Origin of the sequence: Enterobacter sp. Res13-Sevr-PEC09-46, from assembly GCF_015672585.1 — a bacterium.
In the GTDB taxonomy this organism is placed as follows: Bacteria; Pseudomonadota; Gammaproteobacteria; order Enterobacterales; family Enterobacteriaceae; genus Enterobacter; species Enterobacter hormaechei_C.
On the sequence record NZ_JADABR010000010.1, the window covers coordinates 132,826 to 151,270 of the forward strand.

The following is an 18,445-nucleotide window of genomic DNA, read 5'->3' on the forward strand; positions in this document are numbered from 1 at the left end:
ACCGCTATGACAGAACAACAAACGATTTATCAGGAAGTCTCTGCGCTTCTTATTACGCTGTTTGAAATCGCCCCGGAGGATATTACCCCTGAGGCACGTCTTTACGAGGATCTGGACCTCGACAGCATTGATGCCGTCGATATGGTGGTGCACCTGCAAAAGAAAACGGGCCATAAAATCAAGCCTGAAACCTTCAAAGCGGTGCGCACGGTGCAGGACGTCGTGGACGTTGTGGAACAGCTTCAGCGCGACGCGTAACGTGCGTTCGATTCCAGTTCTTCCCGCCCTGACGGGGCTGATGCTGCTGGCATGGCCGTTTTTGATCGGCTTCGGGCTGGCGAATAATAGCCTGCACGGGATACTGCCCGTGATGGCGCTGGTGCTGCTGTTGCGCGTCTGCCAGGCCCGTCGGCAGGGCGGCCCCCTGCGTTATCTGTTCGTGAGCGTGGCGCTGGCTGGCATAGCGCTTTGCGCGGCGAGCTACGTCCTGCACGCGCACCAGTGGGTGCTGTTATATCCAGTGGTGGTGAATCTGGTGATGCTGGTGGTGTTTGGCGGTTCGCTGTGGACGGCAATGCCTGTCGTTGAACGGCTGGCGCGCCTGCGTGAACCGGATCTCTCCCCCGTCGGGGTACGTTACACGCGCCGGGTTACCCAGGTCTGGTGCGGCTTTTTTATTATCAACGGGGCGATCGCGCTGTTTACCGTATTACACGCCGATATCCGTCTGTGGACGCTGTGGAATGGGATGATTGCCTATCTCCTGATGGGCACGCTGATGGCTGGCGAGTGGGTGGTGCGACAACGGGCGATGAAAAACGATGCTTAACCCTCTTCCGCTTAGCCAGTGGCTCAGTGCGCCCCGCCCTGACGACACCCCTGTCGCCTGGCAGGACGACCATCTCTGGACGCTTGGCGATCTGCGCCACGACGTCACTCAGCTGGTCGACACGCTGCGTCGTGAAGATGGCGAGCGCTGGGCGTTGTGCATCGAAAACGGTTATCTGTTTATTGTCGCGCTGCTGGCGACGCTGCATGCGGGTAAAACGCCGGTCCTCCCCGGGCACAGCCGGGCGGCGCAGCTTAACGAACAGCGGGCGCTGTTCAGCGGCGTCCTGAGCGACACCACGCTCGATTTTCAGGGGCGACAGCTGCGGGTGGCTTCCGCGCAGCGGGCAGGCCATCCCTTTTCACCGCTGCCTGCCATCGGTGAGATGCGCACGATCGAGCTTTACACCTCCGGCTCGACCGGCACGCCGCAGCGGGTAAGTAAGCCGGTGGTCAGCCTTGATCGTGAGGCTCGTCTGCTGGCGGCGCATTTTGGCGAGCGTCTGGCGGGCTGTCACGTCGTGGCTTCCGTGGTGCTGCACCACCTGTATGGCCTGACGTTTCGTGTCGTCTTACCCATGGCGCTCGGCCTGCCGCTGCATGCCAGCCTGCTCAACTATGCCGAGCAACTCTCTGCCCTTCCCGACGATAAACGCTACCTTTTCATCAGCAGTCCGGCGTTTCTCAAGCGGCTGGACGCGTCGCTGACGCCGCCCCCCGTTAACCTGCTCGTCTCCGCCGGCGGCGCGCTGCCCTGGCAGGAGGTCGCCGCGGTTCAGGCCTGGCTCAACGTCTGGCCGGATGAAATATACGGCAGCACGGAAACGGGCGTAATGGCCTGGCGCTACCGTCAGGAGGAAAGCACGCGCTGGCAGCCTTTTCCCGGCGTGACGTTTCACGGCGATCGCGTGACGTCGCCGCTGATCCCCGAGGCGGAGGGAATCGTGCTGGATGATATCCTGCACTTCACGGCTGACGGGCAGTTCAGCCTCGTCGGGCGTCGCGGTCGGGTGGTCAAAATTGAAGATAAGCGCATTTCACTCGATGACATTGAGCACCGCCTGCTGGCGCTGGACGGCATCCGCGAGGCCGCCGCGCTGACGGTGACACGCGGCGGGCGTCAGGGCATTGGCGTATTGCTGGTGCTGAATGAAGCGGTGCGTCAGCAACACGAACAGAGCAAAACAGCGCAGGAGCTCGCCTGGCGACGCGCCCTTCGCCCCTGGCTTGAACCGGTTGCCGTACCGCGCTACTGGCGGATCGTTGATGAAATCCCGGTCAACAGCATGAACAAGCGCGTGACTGCGCAGCTACAGGAGTTGTTTCATGAAGATCCCTGAAATCGGGCGCCTCCAGCCCGATCCACAGCATCTGGAGATAACCTTTTATCTTGATCCTGACCTGCTCTGGTTTAAGGGACATTTCGCCGTACAGCCGCTGCTGCCGGGCGTGGCGCAGCTCGACTGGGTGATGCATTACGCCGCCGCGCTGGCGTCGGGCTACCGTTTTCACAGTATTCAGAACGTGAAGTTCGCCGCCCCGCTGTTGCCGGAGAACACGGTCACGCTGCTCCTTGCCTGGCAGCCTGAACGCCAGTTGCTGACCTTTAGCTACCAGCGCCATGCGGGTAACGAGCGCCACACCGCCAGCAGCGGGAAGATTCGCTTATGTCAGTAACCTTCCGCCCCTGCGTGCTGATCCCCTGCTACAACCACGGGGCGATGATGGCTTCGGTGCTGGCGCGCCTGGCGCCTTTCGATCTGCCCTGTCTGGTGGTGGACGACGGCAGCGATGAAACCACGCGCCGCACGCTTGAAGCGCTGGCGGCGGATCGTCCGCAGATCACACTGCTGCGGCTGGCCGAAAACAGCGGCAAAGGCGCGGCGGTGATGCTGGGGCTGAAAGCCTGCGCCGATCGCGGCTTCACCCACGCCGTTCAGGTGGACGCTGACGGCCAGCACGCTATCGAGGACATTCCCAAACTGCTGGCGCTGGCCGGGCGTCATCCCGATGCGCTCATTTCCGGGCAGCCCGTTTACGATGACTCAATCCCCCGTTCGCGCCTGTACGGGCGCTGGATAACGCACGTCTGGGTCTGGATTGAAACCCTCTCCCTGCAACTGAAAGACAGTATGTGCGGGTTTCGCGTTTACCCGATAGCCCCGGTTCTGCGCCTTGCAGCAACCACGCCGCTCGGCAGGCGAATGGATTTTGATACCGAAGTGATGGTGCGCCTCTACTGGCAGGGCAACACCAGCTATTTTCTGCCCACCCGCGTAACCTATCCGCCGGACGGGGTATCCCATTTCGATGCCCTGAAAGACAACGTGCGCATCTCGTTGATGCATACCCGTCTGTTTCTCGGCATGCTGCCGCGCATTCCTTCCCTGCTGATGCGTCGCCGCTCGCAGCACTGGGCGCAGCAGCAGGAGGTAAAAGGATTATGGGGCATGCGCCTGATGCTGCGCGTCTGGCAGTTGCTGGGGCGTAAGGCGTTTACCGCCCTGCTGTGGCCGGTTACCGCCGTCTACTGGCTGACCGCCCGCTCTGCGCGTCAGGCGTCGCAGCAGTGGCTGGCGCGGGTTAAAACGGTGATGGCACAGCGGCAAATGCCGCCCCTCGCGCGGCTTAACAGTTTTTCCCACTTCCTGCGCTTCGGTCATGCCATGCTGAATAAAGTGGCCAGCTGGCGCGGCGAAATGAAACTCCATCGCGATCTGGTCTTTGCGCCAGGCGCGCAGGAGGCGCTGGGGCTCGACGATCCTCAGGGCAAACTGCTGCTCGCGTCGCATCTTGGCGATGTGGAAGCCTGCCGGGCGCTGGCCCAGCGCGAAGGGGCAAAAACCATCAACGCGCTGGTCTTTAGCGACAACGCCAGACGTTTTAAGCAGGTGATGGAGGAGATGGCGCCGCAGGCGGGCATTCACCTGATGCCGGTCACCGACATTGGCCCGGAGACTGCGATCCTCATTAAAGAGAAGCTGGATCGCGGCGAATGGGTGGCGATCGTGGGCGATCGCATCGCCGTCACCCCGCAGCGCGGCGGTAGCTGGCGGGTGATATGGAGCGAATTTATGGGCCAGCCCGCGCCGTTCCCGCAGGGGCCGTTTATCCTGGCGTCCATTTTGCGCTGCCCGGTGGTGCTGATTTTTGCCCTCTGTCAGCAGGGAAAGCTGACCCTGCACTGCGAGCCGTTTGCCGACCCGCTGCTGCTGCCGCGCGGCGAACGCCAGCAGGCGCTACAGCAGACCGTCGACCGCTATGCGCAGCGGCTGGAGCATTACGCGCTCTTGTCGCCGCTCGACTGGTTTAATTTTTTCGATTTCTGGCAGCTGCCAGAGGTCAACGAGAAGGAGTAAAGGGTGCTGACCGATCCCCGCTTTACGGCTGAAGTTGAAATCACCGTTCCGTTCCACGACGTCGATATGATGGGCGTGGTGTGGCACGGCAACTACTTCCGCTACTTTGAGATTGCCCGCGAAGCGCTGCTCAACCAGTTTGATTACGGCTATCGCCAGATGAAAGCGTCCGGCTACGTCTGGCCGGTGGTGGATACCCGGGTGAAATACCGCGACGCGGTGACCTTCGAGCAGCGCATTCGCGTCCGCGCCCACATTGAAGAGGTTGAAAACCGTCTGCGCATCGCCTATCAAATCTTCGACGCGCAAACCGGGAAACGCACCACCACCGGCTACACGATTCAGGTGGCGGTGGAAGAAGCAAGCCGGGAGATGTGCTTTGTCAGCCCGGCCATTCTGTTCGAACGCATGGGGATCGCGCCATGAAATGGATAACGCTACTCGCGCTGCTGGTAAGCCCGCTGGTGAACGCGATCACGCTGGATGAACTGCAACAGCGGTTTGCGGAGCAACCAGTGGTACGCGCACACTTCGAACAGACCCGCACGATCAAGGACATGCCTCAGCCCCTGCGCTCGCAGGGGGAGATGCTGATCGCCCGTGACAATGGCCTGCTGTGGGATCAAAAAGCGCCGTTCCCGATGACGCTGCTGCTGGATGACAAACGGATGGTGCAGATCGTCAACGGTCAGTCGCCGCAGACCATTACCGCCGACACTAACCCGCAGATGTTCCAGTTCAACCATCTGCTGCGGGCGCTGTTCGAGGCCGACCGCAAGGTGCTGGAAGAGAACTTCCGCGTCGATTTCAAAGACCTGGGCGAAGGCCGCTGGTCGCTGGTGCTGACGCCCGTCACCACGCCGCTGGACAAGATTTTCTCTACCCTTGATTTGAAGGGCGCGATCTATCTGGAATCCATTCGCCTGAACGATAAGCAGGGCGACACGACGGATATCGCCCTCTCCCGCCACCAACTGACGCCCGCCCGCCTGACCGATGCAGAACGCCAGCGCTTTGCCGCACCGTAACGCCCTGCGCCCGGCGCTGCTGTGGGCCGCGGTATGCCTGATCCTGCTGGGCGTGCTGCTGTCGCTGCTGCCCGGCGCGCGGCTGAACAGCAGCGTGCTCGCCATGCTGCCGAAACAGACGCTCGGCGCGATCCCTCCCGCTCTCAACGACGGATTTATGCAGCGCCTCGACCGCCAGCTCATCTGGCTGGTCAGCCCCGGCAAACAGCCGGACCCGCGCGTGGCGCAGCAGTGGTTAACCCTGCTGCAACGCAGCCAGGCGCTGAGTGTCGTAAAAGGTCCGCTGGATGCCGCCGGGCAACAGGCCTGGGGAGATTTCTTCTGGCAGCACCGCAATGGTCTGGTCGATCCGGCCACCCGCGCCCGCCTGCAAAACGGCGGTGAAGCACAGGCACAGTGGGTCCTGTCCCAGCTCTACTCCGCCTTTTCCGGCGTGAGCGGCAAGGAGCTGCAAAATGATCCGCTGATGCTGATGCGCGGCGCGCAGCTCGCACTGGCGAAAAACAGCCAGAAGATGCAGCTGATGGACGGCTGGCTGGTGACAAAAGACGCGGCCGGGAACTACTGGTATCTGCTGCACGGCGAGCTGGCGGGCTCGTCGTTTGATATGCAGCAAACCCACCAGCTGGTGACCACCCTTAACGCGTTGCAGCAGACGCTGAAAAGCCAGTATCCACAGGCGCAGCTGCTCTCGCGCGGGACGGTGTTCTACAGCGATTACGCCAGCCAGCAGGCTAAAAACGATATTTCCACGCTTGGCGTCGCCACGGTGCTCGGGGTGATCCTGCTGATTGTGTCGGTGTTTCGCTCCGTGCGTCCGCTGCTGCTGAGCCTGCTCTCCATTGCCATCGGCGCGCTGGCGGGGACGGTCGTGACGCTGCTGCTGTTCGGTGAACTGCACCTGATGACGCTGGTGATGAGCATGAGCATTATCGGCATCTCGGCGGACTATACGATTTACTACCTCACGGAGCGGATGGTGCACGGCGCGGAACACTCGCCCTGGCAAAGCCTGGCGAAAGTACGTAACGCGCTGCTGCTGGCGCTGCTGACCACCGTCGTGGCGTATCTCTTCATGATGCTGGCCCCCTTCCCCGGCATTCGTCAGATGGCGGTGTTCGCCGCCGCAGGGCTGAGCGCCTCGTGCCTGACGGTAATGTTCTGGCATCCGTGGCTGTGCCGGGGCATGCCGGTCCGCCCGGTCCCCCTGAGAGGGATGATGCAGCGCTGGCTGAACGCCTGGCGCGACGGTAAAGCCCTCTCTGTCGGGCTGCCGGTAGCGCTGGCGCTGCTCTCCGCCATCGGGATCGCCAGCCTGCGGGTGGATGACGATATCGCCCGGCTTCAGGCGCTGCCGCAGGACATTCTGGCGCAGGAAAAAACCATCACCGCCCTGACCGGGCAAAATGTCGATCAGAAGTGGTTCGTGGTGTACGGCGCGTCGGCTCAGGAAACGCTGGAGCGGCTGGAGGCGTTTACCCCGGCGCTGGCGCAGGCGCAAAAAGCCGGTGAATTAACCCGCTGGCGCACCCTGCCGCTGAACTCGCTGGCGCGGCAGAACAGCGATCTGCATCTTCTGCGTAACGCCGCACCGACGGTGATGAAAATGCTGCAAAGCACGGGGCTGAACGCCGTCCCACCGAACCTGAACGCCATGCCTGTCAGCGTGGAAGCGTGGCTCGCCAGCCCGGCCAGCGAGGGCTGGCGTTTGCTGTGGCTGACGTTGCCGGACGGCAAAAGCGGTGTGCTGGTCCCGGTCGATGGCGTCAGAAACAGCGCCGCGCTCGGTGAGCTGGCCGCCCGCCATCCCGGGGTCGTCTGGGTTGACCGTAAGGCCAGCTTCGACAGCCTGTTTGCGCTCTACCGCTCGCTGCTGACGGGGCTGCTGGGCGTGGCGCTGGCGGTGATTGCCTGCGGCGCGATGCTACGCCTCGGCTGGCGAAAAGGGCTGGTGGCGCTGGTGCCGTCCGTGCTGTCGCTGGGCGGCGGGCTGGCGGCGCTGGCCGTGACGGGCCATCCGGTGAACCTGTTTTCCCTGCTGGCGCTGGTGCTGGTCCTCGGCATTGGCATTAACTACACGCTGTTTTTCAGCAACCCGCGCGGCACGCCGCTGACCTCCATGCTGGCGATTACCCTCGCCATGATGACTACCCTGCTGACGCTGGGGATGCTGGTGTTCAGCACCACTCAGGCCATCAGCAGCTTTGGCATTGTGCTGGTGAGCGGTATCTTCACCGCGTTCCTGCTCGCCCCGCTGGCGATGCCGTCTAACAAAGAGAACTTACCATGACCCGTTTCATTCGCCTGGCGGCAGTGATGATGGCCCTGTTGCTGGCGGGGTGTAGCCATACGACGAACCGCGATGACGCGCGCCCTCAGGCCTGGCTCCAGCCCGGCACCCGCGTCACGCTGCCCCCGCCGGGCATCACGCCTGCCATCCGCGCGCAGCAGTTGCTTACCGGCAGTTTTAAAGGCCAGACCCAGTCGCTGCTGGTGATGCTGAACGCCGATGGAAATAAAGTGGCGCTTGCCGGCCTCTCCTCCGTCGGGATCCGCCTGTTCCTCGCCACCTACGACAACACCGGGATCCACACCGAGCAGTCGGTTGTGATGCCGCAGCTGCCGCCCGCCAGCCAGGTGCTGGCCGACGTGATGCTGAGCCACTGGCCGCTCAGCGCCTGGCAGCCGCAGTTGCCGAAAGGCTGGACGCTGAACGATACTGACACCAGACGCGAACTGCGCAACCCCGAGGGCAAGCTGGTCACGGAAATTGTCTACCTGAACCGTAACGGCAGGCGCGATCCGATTAGCATTGTGCAGCACGCTTTTCACTACCACATCACCATTCAATATCTGGGTGACTGAGATGATTTACCTTTCTGCCGTTGGCATGGTCAACGCGCTCGGCAACTCGGCTGATGAAATAGCGGCGAACCTGATCGCTGGTATGGCCCCCGGGATGCGCCAGCGTGCGGGCTGGCTACAGGGCTTACCCGAGGCCGTGCTGGGGGGCGTGGAGGGTGAACTTCCCCCTGTCCCCGAGTCTTTTTCTGCGCATCGCAGCCGCAACAACCAGCTGCTGCTGGCGGCGCTGGCGCAAATCCGGCCCGCCATCGATGCGGCCATTGCGCGCGTGGGGCGCGACCGCGTGGCGGTTGTTCTGGGCACCAGCACCTCCGGGCTGGACGAGGGTGATGAGTACGTGCGCCGCGCGCAGAACGGCGAGAGCAGCCCGCAGTGGCAATATCCGCAGCAGGAGCTGGGCGATCCGTCGCGCTTTCTCGCCCGCTGGCTTGCGCTGGACGGCCCGGCGTATACCATCTCAACCGCCTGCTCCTCCAGCGCGCGGGCGATCATCAGCGGTCGGCGCCTGATTGACGCCGGGCTGGTGGACGTCGCCATCGTCGGCGGGGCCGACAGCCTGAGCCGCATGCCGGTCAACGGCTTCAACAGCCTGGAGTCCTTCTCCCCGACCCTGTGCGAACCGTTTGGCCGCCACCGTCGGGGGATCACCATTGGCGAAGCGGCGGCACTGATGGTGCTGACCCGCGAGCCGGGCGAGGTTGCGCTCCTGGGCGCGGGGGAATCCAGCGATGCGTACCATATTTCCGCCCCGCATCCGCAGGGCGAAGGGGCGATCCGCGCCATCAACCAGGCGCTGAACGAGGCGGGCATGACGGCGGCGGACGTCGGTTATATCAACCTGCACGGCACCGCCACGCCGCTGAACGATCGCATTGAGGCGCAGGTGATCCACGATCTCTTTGGCGACCGCGTGCCGTGCAGCTCCACGAAACATCTTACCGGCCACACGCTGGGCGCAGCGGGGATCACCGAGGCCGCCCTGAGCTGGCTGATCCTGACCCGAGACCTGCCGCTGCCGCCGCAGGATTTTTCCCGCTACGCACCAGACGACACCCTGCCCGCCTTCGGCCTGCTGCACCAGAGCGCACCGCTGAATAAACCGGCGATCCTGTCAAACTCCTTCGCGTTTGGCGGCAACAACGCCAGCCTTCTGCTGGGGAGGGTATGATGCGCTACTTACCTCCCGGGGATTATCTTCCTCACGACACGCCGATGCTGCTGCTTGAGAGCGTGGAAAACGTCACCGATGATCGCGCCGTTTGCAGCGTGACGGTGAACGATCGGGGCGTTCTGGCTCCGTTCCTGGACGCGGACGGCAACCTGCCTGGCTGGTTTGCGCTGGAGCTGATGGCCCAGACCGTGGGCGTCTGGTCTGAATGGCACCGGATGCAAAAAGGGCTGCCGCACTGTGCGCTGGGCATGGTGCTGGGCGCGCGCGAGCTGGTGTGCGACGCAGGGCATTTTGCCGCAGGCAGCACGCTGATCATCACCATCGAACGTCTGATGCAGGATGAACGCTTTGGCAGCTTCGAGTGCACCATTCATGCGGATAATGTCTCCCTCGCCACGGGCCGCGTGAACACCTTCCAGCCGAGCGAGGATGAATTAACCACACTTTTCAACCAGGGAACACCATCATGAGATCCGTACTGGTCACCGGCGCCAGCAAAGGCATTGGCCGCGCTATCGCCCTTCAGCTTGCGGCGGACGGTTTCACCGTCGGCGTGCATTACCATCGTGATGAAGCGGGCGCGCAGGAGACGCTGGAAGCGATTGTCCAGGCAAGCGGCGCGGGCCGTTTACTCACCTTCGACGTGGGCAACCGCGAGCAGTGCCGCACGGTGCTGGAACAGGAGATCGCTGACCACGGCGCGTGGTATGGCGTGGTCAGTAACGCCGGTATTACCCGCGACGGTGCTTTTCCGGCGCTCAGCGACGATGACTGGGACAGCGTGATCCACACCAATCTCGACAGTTTTTATAACGTCATTCATCCCTGCATTATGCCGATGATCGGCACCCGCAAGGGCGGGCGGATCATCACCCTGTCGTCGGTGTCAGGCATTATGGGCAACCGTGGGCAGGTGAACTACAGCGCGGCGAAAGCCGGGATCATCGGCGCCACCAAAGCGCTCGCCACCGAGCTGGCAAAACGCAAAATCACCGTCAACTGCATCGCGCCGGGGCTGATCGATACCGGCATGATCGAGATGGACGAAGCCGCGCTGCACGCGGCGATGTCGATGATCCCGATGCAGCGTATGGGCCAGGCCGAGGAGGTCGCCGGGCTGGCGAGTTACCTGATGTCGGATAAAGCAGGCTATGTGACGCGTCAGGTGATTTCGATTAACGGAGGCATGCTATGACCCGCCGGGTAGTGATTACGGGCATGGGCGGCGTCACCGCGTTCGGCGAGGACTGGCCGACCATCTCGCGCCGTCTGCGCGAGTATGAAAATGCGGTGCGTACCATGACGGAGTGGCAGGCGTATGACGGCCTGCAAACCCTGCTCGCCGCGCCGATTGAAGATTTCACTCTCCCCGCTCACTATACCCGTAAGCGCATTCGCGCCATGGGCCGGGTGTCGCTGCTCTCTACCCGCGCCACCGAGCTGGCGCTGGAGCAGGCGGGACTGATCGACGACGCGGTGCTGACCAACGGTCAGACCGGCATCGCCTACGGCTCGTCGACCGGCAGCACCGGGCCGGTCAGCGAGTTTGCCTCTATGCTCACCGAAAAGCACACCCACAACATCACCGGCACCACCTACGTGCAGATGATGCCGCACACCACGGCGGTGAATACCGGGCTGTTCTTTGGCCTGCGCGGACGGGTGATCCCCACCTCGAGCGCCTGTACCTCTGGCAGCCAGGCGATTGGCTACGCCTGGGAAGCGATTCGTCACGGCTACCAGACGGTGATGGTGGCAGGCGGCGCGGAAGAGCTGTGCCCGTCGGAAGCGGCGGTTTTCGATACCCTGTTTGCCACAAGCCAGCGTAACGACGCGCCAAAAACCACGCCGTCGCCGTTTGACGTTCAGCGCGATGGCCTGGTGATTGGCGAAGGGGCGGGCACGCTGGTGCTGGAAGAGCTGGATCACGCCAGAGCGCGCGGGGCGACAATCTATGGCGAGATCGTGGGCTTTGCCACCAACTGCGATGCGGCGCACATCACCCAGCCCCAGCGTGAAACCATGCAGGTGTGTATGGCGCAGTCGCTGGCGATGGCGGGCCTTGGCCCTCAGGAGATTGGCTACATTTCTGCCCACGGCACGGCAACCGATCGCGGGGATATCGCCGAAAGTCAGGCGACCGCCGCCATTTTCGGCGACAGCGTGCCCATCTCTTCCTTAAAGAGTTATTTCGGCCATACCCTGGGTGCCTGCGGCGCGCTGGAAGCCTTGCTGAGTCTGCACATGATGCGGGAGGGTTGGTTCACGCCAACGCTCAATTTAAGACAACCGGATGAGCAATGCGGCGCTTTAGATTATATTATGGGGGAAACCCGCCCGATTGATTGCGAATTTATTCAGAGCAATAACTTTGCCTTTGGCGGCATCAATACCTCGATAATCATTAAACGCTGGGCGTAACTATGTACCAGTTTGTACTGGGAAAGATCTCCACCCTTAGCGCGGACCCGCTGGCGTCAACGCTCGCAGACATGGCACCTCAGGGTGCACGACACGCTTCCTGGCTTGCAGGCCGGACGCTGCTCGCCAGAACCTTATCCCCCTCACCGCTTCCCGAGATAATTTACGGCGAGCAGGGAAAACCGGCCTTCGCTAACGGCCATCCGCTGTGGTTTAACCTGAGCCACAGCGGGGACGACATTGCCCTGCTGATGAGCGATGAAGGTGAAGTAGGCTGCGATATCGAAGTGATCCGCCCGCGGGAGAACTGGCAGGCGCTGGCGAATGCCGTTTTCAGCCTCACCGAACATGACGAGCTGGAACGTGAAGCGCCGGAAGAGCAGCTTTCCGCATTCTGGCGCATCTGGACGCGCAAAGAGGCGATCGTCAAACAGCGTGGCGGCAGCGCGTGGCAGATTGTCAGTATTGACAGCACCGCCCAGACCCTCCCGGTCAGTCAGCTACGCTTCGGCTCGCTGAGCCTGGCGGTCTGTACCCCTACGCCTTTCACCTTAACGGCGGAAGCGGTTACTTACTCCGGTATTTCTGCGGCATAAAAATGACCAGCACACCGAGTATAATCAAGCCGACGCCCGCCAGCCCGCGCCAGGAAAAGTATTCTCCCCAGCCGGGCAGTAAAATTGCAGCACTCCACACCAGGATGTAACTGAGGCTCAGCAAGGCATACGCTTTGCTGAGCGCCATACGATGCAATGCCAGATACCAGCAGCCCATTGAGGCGCAATAGCCTGTCAGCCCCAGCATCAGCGCGCCCGTACCGGGGGCTATATGCCAGAGGGCTGCCCAGAAAGCGTCGCTCATCGGGGGCAGCGTCACCATCGCATGACGCAGCAGCAGCTGCGCCACGCTGACTAACACTACGCTGCATAACGCCCAACACGCACCGTTCACAGGCTTCCTCCCAGCAAAATAACCCCGACGATAATCAACCCGACGCCCAGCCAGTGACGTAGCGGGACAGGCTCATGCCAGACGATTTTTGCCGCCAGCGTTACCCAGACAAAGTTAAGGCTCAGCATGGGGTACGCCACCCCGACGGGCAGATGCTGCAATACCACCAGCCAGGCAACCATCCCGCCACCCAGCATCAGCAGGGCCAGCCCAAGCCACAGGGCGACCTGCTGACCGCCGCCTGCCCGTGTCGCCTGTTTCTGGCACAGTTGACCTGCGCAGCTCAACAGGCTTGCCAGCACCAGCCAGATCCAGGCCATCACTGCGGCAGATATTGCAGGTAAGCCAGACGCCCCTGAATCGTCAGGTTGTCCGGTTTTGGCAGCCCGGCGCGGGCCAGGTCGTCGTTTTTCGACAGCAGGATCACCAGCGACACCGGTCCCTGCTGACGATGCGCTTCAAGCCAGTGCGCGATATCATCTTTGCTCACAAAACGCCCCTTAGCGTCCGGATAATCCAGGCCATATTTCAGCTCACCGCTCTGCCCATACAAAATGATGTCATTACGCTGAAGCTCCCACGCCAGCCCGGAGGCTATACCAACGTTGTTCGCCAGGACGAATTTACTCATCTGCAATGGCTCGCGAACGGAATCCACCAGCGACTGCGGCTGTTTGGAATCCACTACCCGGTCCGGGATCGCAAAACCCACCAGCAGGGCCAGCCCGGCAGGGCAAAGCGCCGCCAGCCACCAGCGCTGCGGATTTTTAAGGGTAAACCAGCCCACCGAGGCCCAGACCAGAAACGCCACCACGGCACAGAAGACTTTGTACAATTCGACCGGTGTCCAGACTGGATGTTTAGCAAGCCCCCATGGCGATACCACCAGCGCCGCCAGCATGCCAAGCACGCCAAACGCGATATTGATCCCACCGTTAATACGTAACGCTTTTTCGGCGACGGTGCAGGCGTAGCGCGCCATCAGGATCGCCAGCGGCGCAAAGCACGGCAGGATATAGGTCGGCAGCTTGCCTTTGGCGATGCTGAAGAACAGCAGCGGCATCACTATCCAGCCCAGCAGATAAAGCCCCGCCCTCTCGTTTTCTCTGTCTCGCCATCCCAGGCGCAGCGAGCCCGGCAGCATCGCCAGCCACGGCAGACTTCCCGCGATGAGGAACGGCAGATAGTACCAGAACGGCGCTTTATGCTGGGCATCGCTCCGGGCAAAGCGCTGGATATGCTCCACCCAGAAGAAGTAACGCCAGAAATCCGGCTCACGCTGAGCAATCGCCAGCCCCCAGGGCAGGACGATAAGTACGCAGCTGAGGATCGCCAGCCAGCCGAAAACCAGCACCTCCTTCCAGCGTCGTTGCGCAATCACCCACGGCAGCACGCCAATCACCGGTACCGCCAGCGCCAGGAAGCCTTTGGTCATGACGCCCATGCCGCAGGCCAGCCCCAGCAGAATGTAGCCCCCCGCTTTTCCGGCTATCGTTTTCGCCTGCGAAGCCAGCCAGAAGCTGCACATAGCCGCCACCAGCCAGAGGGTGATAATGGGATCCAGCACGGCGTAGGTGCCGATGCCATAGACCAGGAACAGGGTTAAGAAGATCAGGCCGGAGAAGATCGCCACCCGCTTATCCTGCCAGAGACGCCAGGCCAGCCAGATCACCAGCAGCGCCGTCAGCCCGGTGCAGAATATCGCCCCCGCGCGAACGGCAAAATTGGTGTGTCCAAATAGCCATTGCCCGATGCTGTTCACCCAGTAACCGGCAATGGGTTTTTCAAAGTAACGCAGCCCGAGGAAATGCGGGACCACCCAATCGCCTGAGGCCAGCATTTCGCGGCTGATTTCCGCATAGCGCGTTTCATCAGGCTGCCATAACAGGCGAAGGTTGACCGGAAGGAGGTAGTAAACGACAAACAGGGCGATAAGCGTCAGGCCATAGCGGGTTGTTTTCATAGTGCCGGGCTCACGGTTTGTTGATAGCCAAGCCAGCCTTCCCGGCCAGCCATTTCACGACGGACGATTTTTCCCAGGGGCAGCGTGCCAGGATCCTCCGGCAACAGCTGGCTTAACGGGCAGAACTGAATGCCCTCCTGCGCCGCCAGCGCAAGCAACGCGTCAAAATCCTGCTGATACGCAATGCCTTCCACTTCGGCATGGATGGTATAAACCGGCGTACCGGCATCGCGGTGCATCGCATCCAGAATGTAACGGTTAAACCTGTCGGCACTCACCTCGCGCCCGACCACTTCATCCCACGTCGGAAGGGTGACCGGAATCTGCACCGTGCCGGTTCGGTTTTCCCCCAGCAGCGGTAAAAACGGTCCGGTGCCCCGGCAATCGCTGTTGTAGCGAAAGGCGAAGCGCTCTTTGGCCTTCACCACGCGCTGGTCGGCCCGCCATCCCGCCACGGCGGAACAGCGCACAGGCTGGCCGGTAATGGCTTCCAGCTCCAGCACGCCGCGCTCAACCTCACGCGCCAGGCGGGGGATATCCCACACGCCCGCCCAGGCCTGCCAGGCATGATGATCCCAGGCGTGCAGCCCCACTTCATGATGCTGCGCGGCCTTGCAGATGATCGCTTCATTTTCCGCGCCGATGCGCCTGCCGGGCCATGCGGTTCCGGCCAGCAGGATATCCCAGCCGTAGAGCGATGCCGCGCGCGAGCGCAGCATTTTGAACAGAAAGGCCGGTTTAACCAGACGCCACAGATGACGCCCCATGTTGTCTGGCCCGACGCTGAAGAAAATGCTGGCACGCACGTCGTGCTTGCTCAGCAGTTCCAGCAGCCGCGGCACACCCTCACGCGTGCCGCGAAAGGTGTCGACGTCAATGCGTAAACCGACCTTTTTCATGATGCCTGTTCCGACAGCTCCACGGTGCGCAGGAAGAAGTCGAGCGTTTCATCAATGGTCTGCTCCATCTTCACCGTCGGCGTCCAGTTCAGGCAGCGCTTCGCATTGCGGATGCTCGGCTTGCGGTGCTCAACGTCCTGATAACCCTTGCCGTAGTAGCTGCTGCTCTCCACTTCGCGGAAACCGGCAAACGGCGGGAACTGGCTGCGCAGCGGGTGACGTTCAAAGCTTGCCAGCAGCATTTCCGCCAGCTCGCGGATGCTCGCTTCGTTGTCCGGGTTACCGATGTTGATGATCTCTCCGTTACAGCGGCCGTCTTTGTTTTCGATGATGCGGAACAGCGCTTCAATACCGTCGCTGATATCGGTGAAGCAACGTTTCTGTTTGCCACCTTCAATCAGCTTAATGGGCGAACCTTCCACCAGGTTGAGGATCAGCTGGGTGATGGCGCGGGAACTGCCGATACGCGCGGCGTTCAGGTTGTCCAGGCGCGGCCCCATCCAGTTAAACGGACGGAACAGGGTAAAGCGTAGCCCCTCTTTCTCGCCGTAGGCCCAAATCACGCGATCCAGCAGCTGCTTGGAGACGGAGTAGATCCAGCGCTGCTTGTTAATCGGCCCGACCACCAGACTAGAGGTGTCTTCATCGAAGTTATTGTCGGTACACATGCCGTACACTTCCGACGTCGACGGGAAGATGATGCGCTTATCGTATTTCACGCAGTCGCGGATAATCTTCAGGTTCTCTTCGAAATCGAGTTCGAACACGCGCAGCGGGTTACGGGTGTATTCAATCGGGGTGGCAATCGCCACCAGCGGCAGCACCACGTCACATTTTTTGATGTGGTACTCGATCCATTCGGAATGGATGCTGATGTCCCCTTCAACGAAGTGGAAACGGGGATTAGTGAGGAATCGACCGATCGCATCGGATCCGATATCGAGACCGTAGATCTCGTAATTGTCGTCTTCCAGCAGCCGTTCGGTCAGATGGTTACCGATAAACCCGTTTACGCCGAGGATTAAGACGCGCGTGCGGCGTTTGATCGCCACCACCGGCGCGCTGGTGATCAGCGCCCCCGCCACCAGCCCCAGAGACTGCGCCAGCTGTGCCCCCTGCACGTACAGCCCGTTGTCCGTTTGTCCGGTGACGATCTCCAGCGCCTGCTCGCCGCAGCTCACAATCAGCGGAGAGACGGAGATGACGGTGCCCGGTTTTGCCGCCGGAATGTCCTCACGCACGCGGGATTTCCAGACGATAAATTTACTGACCCCGGCGAAGCTGTACGCGCCCGGCCACGGGTCGGTCACGGCGCGCACCAGGTTATGCAGCTGACGCGCCGGTTTCGCCCAGTCCAGACGCCCGTCCTCCGGCGTGCGGCGACCAAAACTGCTTGCCTTGCTTTCGTCCTGCGCGGTTTCGGTAAAAGTCCCCTGACGGATCGTCGGCAGCGCGTCGCGAAGCAGGCTTTGCGCGGCGATGCAGAGCTTGTGGTGCAACTCCAGCGCCGTTTCATCAGCGCCAATGCCCACTTTCAGCTGTGCCACGATACCGCCCGCATCGGCACGGCGTACCATTTTGTGCAGCGTTACGCCGGTTTCCGTTTCACCGTTAACCAGCGCCCAGTTCAGCGGCGCACGGCCACGGTAGGCAGGCAGCAGCGAGCCGTGCAGGTTAAATGCGCCTTTTGTCGCCACGCTCAGGATGTCGTCGCAAAGCAGATTGCGGTAGTAGAAAGAGAAAATCACGTCCGGCGCAAGCTTCTGAATACGATCCACCCACAGCGGATGGTTCACATCGTCCGGGGCGTAAACCGGAATACCGTGTTCAGCCGCAATACGCGCCACCGAGCCGAAGAAGTGGTTTTCCCCGGCAACATCCGGATGGGTGAAGATGGCGGTAATGTCGAAGCCTGCGTCCAGCAAGGCTTGCGTGCCCGTGCAACCCATATCGTGATAGGCAAAGACGACGGTTTTCATGGGTGGTTTTCCTCTTGAGATGCCAGGTGCTCCTGACGGACAACACGTTGAATAAAATAGCGCGGACGCGCGCGAACATCGTTGTAAATACGGCCAATGTACTCACCCAGCAGACCCATACCGATGAACTGGGCGCCAATGAACGTGAACAGCACGGCAAACAGCATAAAGACCCCTTCCGCCGCCCACTGGGGACCAAAGACCAGCCGCAGAACGACCAGCAGAACGGAAAGCGCAAACCCGGCCAGCGCGATAACGCTGCCGAACACGCTCAGCAGGCGCAGCGGCGTGGTGGTCAGGCAGGTGATCAGGTCGTACATCAGGTTGATCAGACGCATAAAGCTGTATTTTGACTCCCCGTGCTCGCGCTCGGCGTGCAGCACCGGGATCTCCGTCGCTTTACGGGCAAAGGTGTTCGCCAGAATCGGAATGAAGGTGCTGCGCTCATGGCAGTGCAGCATGGCGTCGACGATGTGGCGGCGATAGGCGCGCAGCATGCAGCCGTAGTCGCCCATCGCTTTACCGGTGGTGCGCTGGATCAGACGGTTGATGGTGCGAGACGCCAGCTTACGGAACAGGCTGTCCTGGCGGTTTTGCCGCACGGTGCCGACCACGTCGTAGCCTTCGTCGGCTTTGGCGACCAGACGCGGGATCTCTTCCGGCGGGTTTTGCAGATCAGCATCCAGGGTAATCACCAGATCTCCCGTAACGTGGCTGAACCCGGCCATAATTGCCGAGTGCTGGCCGTAGTTACGGTTGAGCAGTACGGCAACAATGTGGCTGCCCTCCGCCTGCGCGGTGTCGGTCAGCATCCGCGCGGAATTGTCGCTGCTGCCGTCGTCCACCAGCAGAATTTCATAAGCTTTGCCGAGCGTCTCGCAGGCGGCAGTCGTGCGGCGGATCAGTTCCGGCAGGCTCTCCTGCTCGTTATAGACCGGGATCACCACGGAAACTTTTTGTACAGGCGGCGCACTGAACATA

Annotated in this window: 20 protein-coding genes; 14 read left to right on the forward strand and 6 right to left on the reverse strand. The window is 61.7% G+C overall.

Annotation, left to right across the window (positions count from 1 at the left end):
* Positions 1-6: 6 nt before the first annotated feature.
* From IMQ56_RS06110 to acpT, 14 genes are read left to right on the forward strand one after another with little or no spacing between them, the layout of a single operon-like run.
* The gene (locus IMQ56_RS06110) at positions 7-258 is read left to right on the forward strand and encodes an acyl carrier protein (protein ID WP_003861262.1); all 252 of its coding nucleotides are present in this window, start codon (positions 7-9) and stop codon (positions 256-258) included.
* Entirely contained in the window at positions 230-829 is a 600-nt protein-coding gene (locus tag IMQ56_RS06115; RefSeq protein WP_023304569.1) for a hypothetical protein, read from the forward strand. Before IMQ56_RS06110 ends, IMQ56_RS06115 begins: the two co-directional genes overlap by 29 nt.
* Positions 822-2,168, forward strand: coding sequence for an AMP-binding protein (locus IMQ56_RS06120; protein WP_063151679.1), 1,347 nt, complete (start codon positions 822-824; stop codon positions 2,166-2,168). Before IMQ56_RS06115 ends, IMQ56_RS06120 begins: the two co-directional genes overlap by 8 nt.
* On the forward strand, positions 2,155-2,505 hold the full coding sequence (locus tag IMQ56_RS06125) for a hydroxymyristoyl-ACP dehydratase (protein WP_017693835.1): 351 nt from the start codon (positions 2,155-2,157) through the stop codon (positions 2,503-2,505). The genes IMQ56_RS06120 and IMQ56_RS06125 overlap by 14 nt, the downstream gene beginning before the upstream one ends.
* Positions 2,496-4,187: a glycosyltransferase gene (locus IMQ56_RS06130; RefSeq protein WP_196063595.1), complete on the forward strand. Its 1,692-nt coding sequence runs from the start codon at positions 2,496-2,498 to the stop codon at positions 4,185-4,187. The genes IMQ56_RS06125 and IMQ56_RS06130 overlap by 10 nt, the downstream gene beginning before the upstream one ends.
* A 3-nt stretch (positions 4,188-4,190) precedes the next feature.
* A complete protein-coding gene (locus tag IMQ56_RS06135; RefSeq protein ID WP_006812302.1) occupies positions 4,191-4,613 on the forward strand; it encodes a thioesterase family protein in 423 nt (140 codons plus the stop codon).
* Positions 4,610-5,215 carry an outer membrane lipoprotein carrier protein LolA gene (locus IMQ56_RS06140; RefSeq protein ID WP_063931884.1) on the forward strand — a complete coding sequence of 202 codons (606 nt, stop codon included), beginning with the start codon at positions 4,610-4,612 and terminating at the stop codon, positions 5,213-5,215. The genes IMQ56_RS06135 and IMQ56_RS06140 overlap by 4 nt, the downstream gene beginning before the upstream one ends.
* Entirely contained in the window at positions 5,184-7,505 is a 2,322-nt protein-coding gene (locus IMQ56_RS06145; RefSeq protein WP_196063596.1) for an MMPL family transporter, read from the forward strand. Before IMQ56_RS06140 ends, IMQ56_RS06145 begins: the two co-directional genes overlap by 32 nt.
* Positions 7,502-8,080, forward strand: a complete 579-nt coding sequence (locus IMQ56_RS06150; protein ID WP_180249435.1) for a DUF3261 domain-containing protein — start codon at positions 7,502-7,504, stop codon at positions 8,078-8,080. Before IMQ56_RS06145 ends, IMQ56_RS06150 begins: the two co-directional genes overlap by 4 nt.
* Position 8,081: 1 nt before the next feature.
* Complete coding sequence (locus tag IMQ56_RS06155) at positions 8,082-9,248, forward strand: beta-ketoacyl-[acyl-carrier-protein] synthase family protein (RefSeq protein ID WP_196063597.1); 1,167 nt, start codon at positions 8,082-8,084, stop codon at positions 9,246-9,248.
* Positions 9,248-9,721: a 3-hydroxy-fatty acyl-ACP dehydratase gene (locus IMQ56_RS06160; RefSeq protein ID WP_196063598.1), complete on the forward strand. Its 474-nt coding sequence runs from the start codon at positions 9,248-9,250 to the stop codon at positions 9,719-9,721. Before IMQ56_RS06155 ends, IMQ56_RS06160 begins: the two co-directional genes overlap by 1 nt.
* The gene (locus tag IMQ56_RS06165) at positions 9,715-10,446 is read left to right on the forward strand and encodes a 3-ketoacyl-ACP reductase FabG2 (protein ID WP_196063603.1); all 732 of its coding nucleotides are present in this window, start codon (positions 9,715-9,717) and stop codon (positions 10,444-10,446) included. The genes IMQ56_RS06160 and IMQ56_RS06165 overlap by 7 nt, the downstream gene beginning before the upstream one ends.
* Entirely contained in the window at positions 10,443-11,672 is a 1,230-nt protein-coding gene (locus IMQ56_RS06170) for a beta-ketoacyl-ACP synthase (protein ID WP_015571495.1), read from the forward strand. The genes IMQ56_RS06165 and IMQ56_RS06170 overlap by 4 nt, the downstream gene beginning before the upstream one ends.
* 2 nt (positions 11,673-11,674) lie before the next feature.
* A complete protein-coding gene (gene acpT, locus IMQ56_RS06175) occupies positions 11,675-12,268 on the forward strand; it encodes a 4'-phosphopantetheinyl transferase AcpT (protein WP_015571496.1) in 594 nt (197 codons plus the stop codon).
* On the opposite strand, the gene arnF is transcribed toward acpT, so the two are convergent.
* Genes arnF through arnC form a run of 6 tightly spaced genes read right to left on the reverse strand, consistent with a single transcriptional unit; the run spans position 12,240 to position 18,444 of the window.
* Positions 12,240-12,623: a 4-amino-4-deoxy-L-arabinose-phosphoundecaprenol flippase subunit ArnF gene (gene arnF / locus IMQ56_RS06180; protein ID WP_017693827.1), complete on the reverse strand. Its 384-nt coding sequence runs from the start codon at positions 12,621-12,623 to the stop codon at positions 12,240-12,242. The genes acpT and arnF overlap by 29 nt on opposite strands.
* The gene (gene arnE, locus IMQ56_RS06185; protein ID WP_015571497.1) at positions 12,620-12,943 is read right to left on the reverse strand and encodes a 4-amino-4-deoxy-L-arabinose-phosphoundecaprenol flippase subunit ArnE; all 324 of its coding nucleotides are present in this window, start codon (positions 12,941-12,943) and stop codon (positions 12,620-12,622) included. Before arnE ends, arnF begins: the two co-directional genes overlap by 4 nt.
* Positions 12,943-14,586, reverse strand: a complete 1,644-nt coding sequence (gene arnT / locus IMQ56_RS06190) for a lipid IV(A) 4-amino-4-deoxy-L-arabinosyltransferase (protein WP_023295562.1) — start codon at positions 14,584-14,586, stop codon at positions 12,943-12,945. Before arnT ends, arnE begins: the two co-directional genes overlap by 1 nt.
* Entirely contained in the window at positions 14,583-15,485 is a 903-nt protein-coding gene (gene arnD / locus IMQ56_RS06195; RefSeq protein WP_023295563.1) for a 4-deoxy-4-formamido-L-arabinose-phosphoundecaprenol deformylase, read from the reverse strand. The genes arnT and arnD overlap by 4 nt, the downstream gene beginning before the upstream one ends.
* Positions 15,482-17,464 (reverse strand): bifunctional UDP-4-amino-4-deoxy-L-arabinose formyltransferase/UDP-glucuronic acid oxidase ArnA, encoded by a 1,983-nt coding sequence (arnA, locus tag IMQ56_RS06200; RefSeq protein ID WP_015571500.1) that lies wholly within the window; start codon positions 17,462-17,464, stop codon positions 15,482-15,484. The genes arnD and arnA overlap by 4 nt, the downstream gene beginning before the upstream one ends.
* A complete protein-coding gene (gene arnC, locus IMQ56_RS06205; RefSeq protein WP_045348748.1) occupies positions 17,461-18,444 on the reverse strand; it encodes an undecaprenyl-phosphate 4-deoxy-4-formamido-L-arabinose transferase in 984 nt (327 codons plus the stop codon). The genes arnA and arnC overlap by 4 nt, the downstream gene beginning before the upstream one ends.
* Position 18,445: the final 1 nt, after the last annotated feature.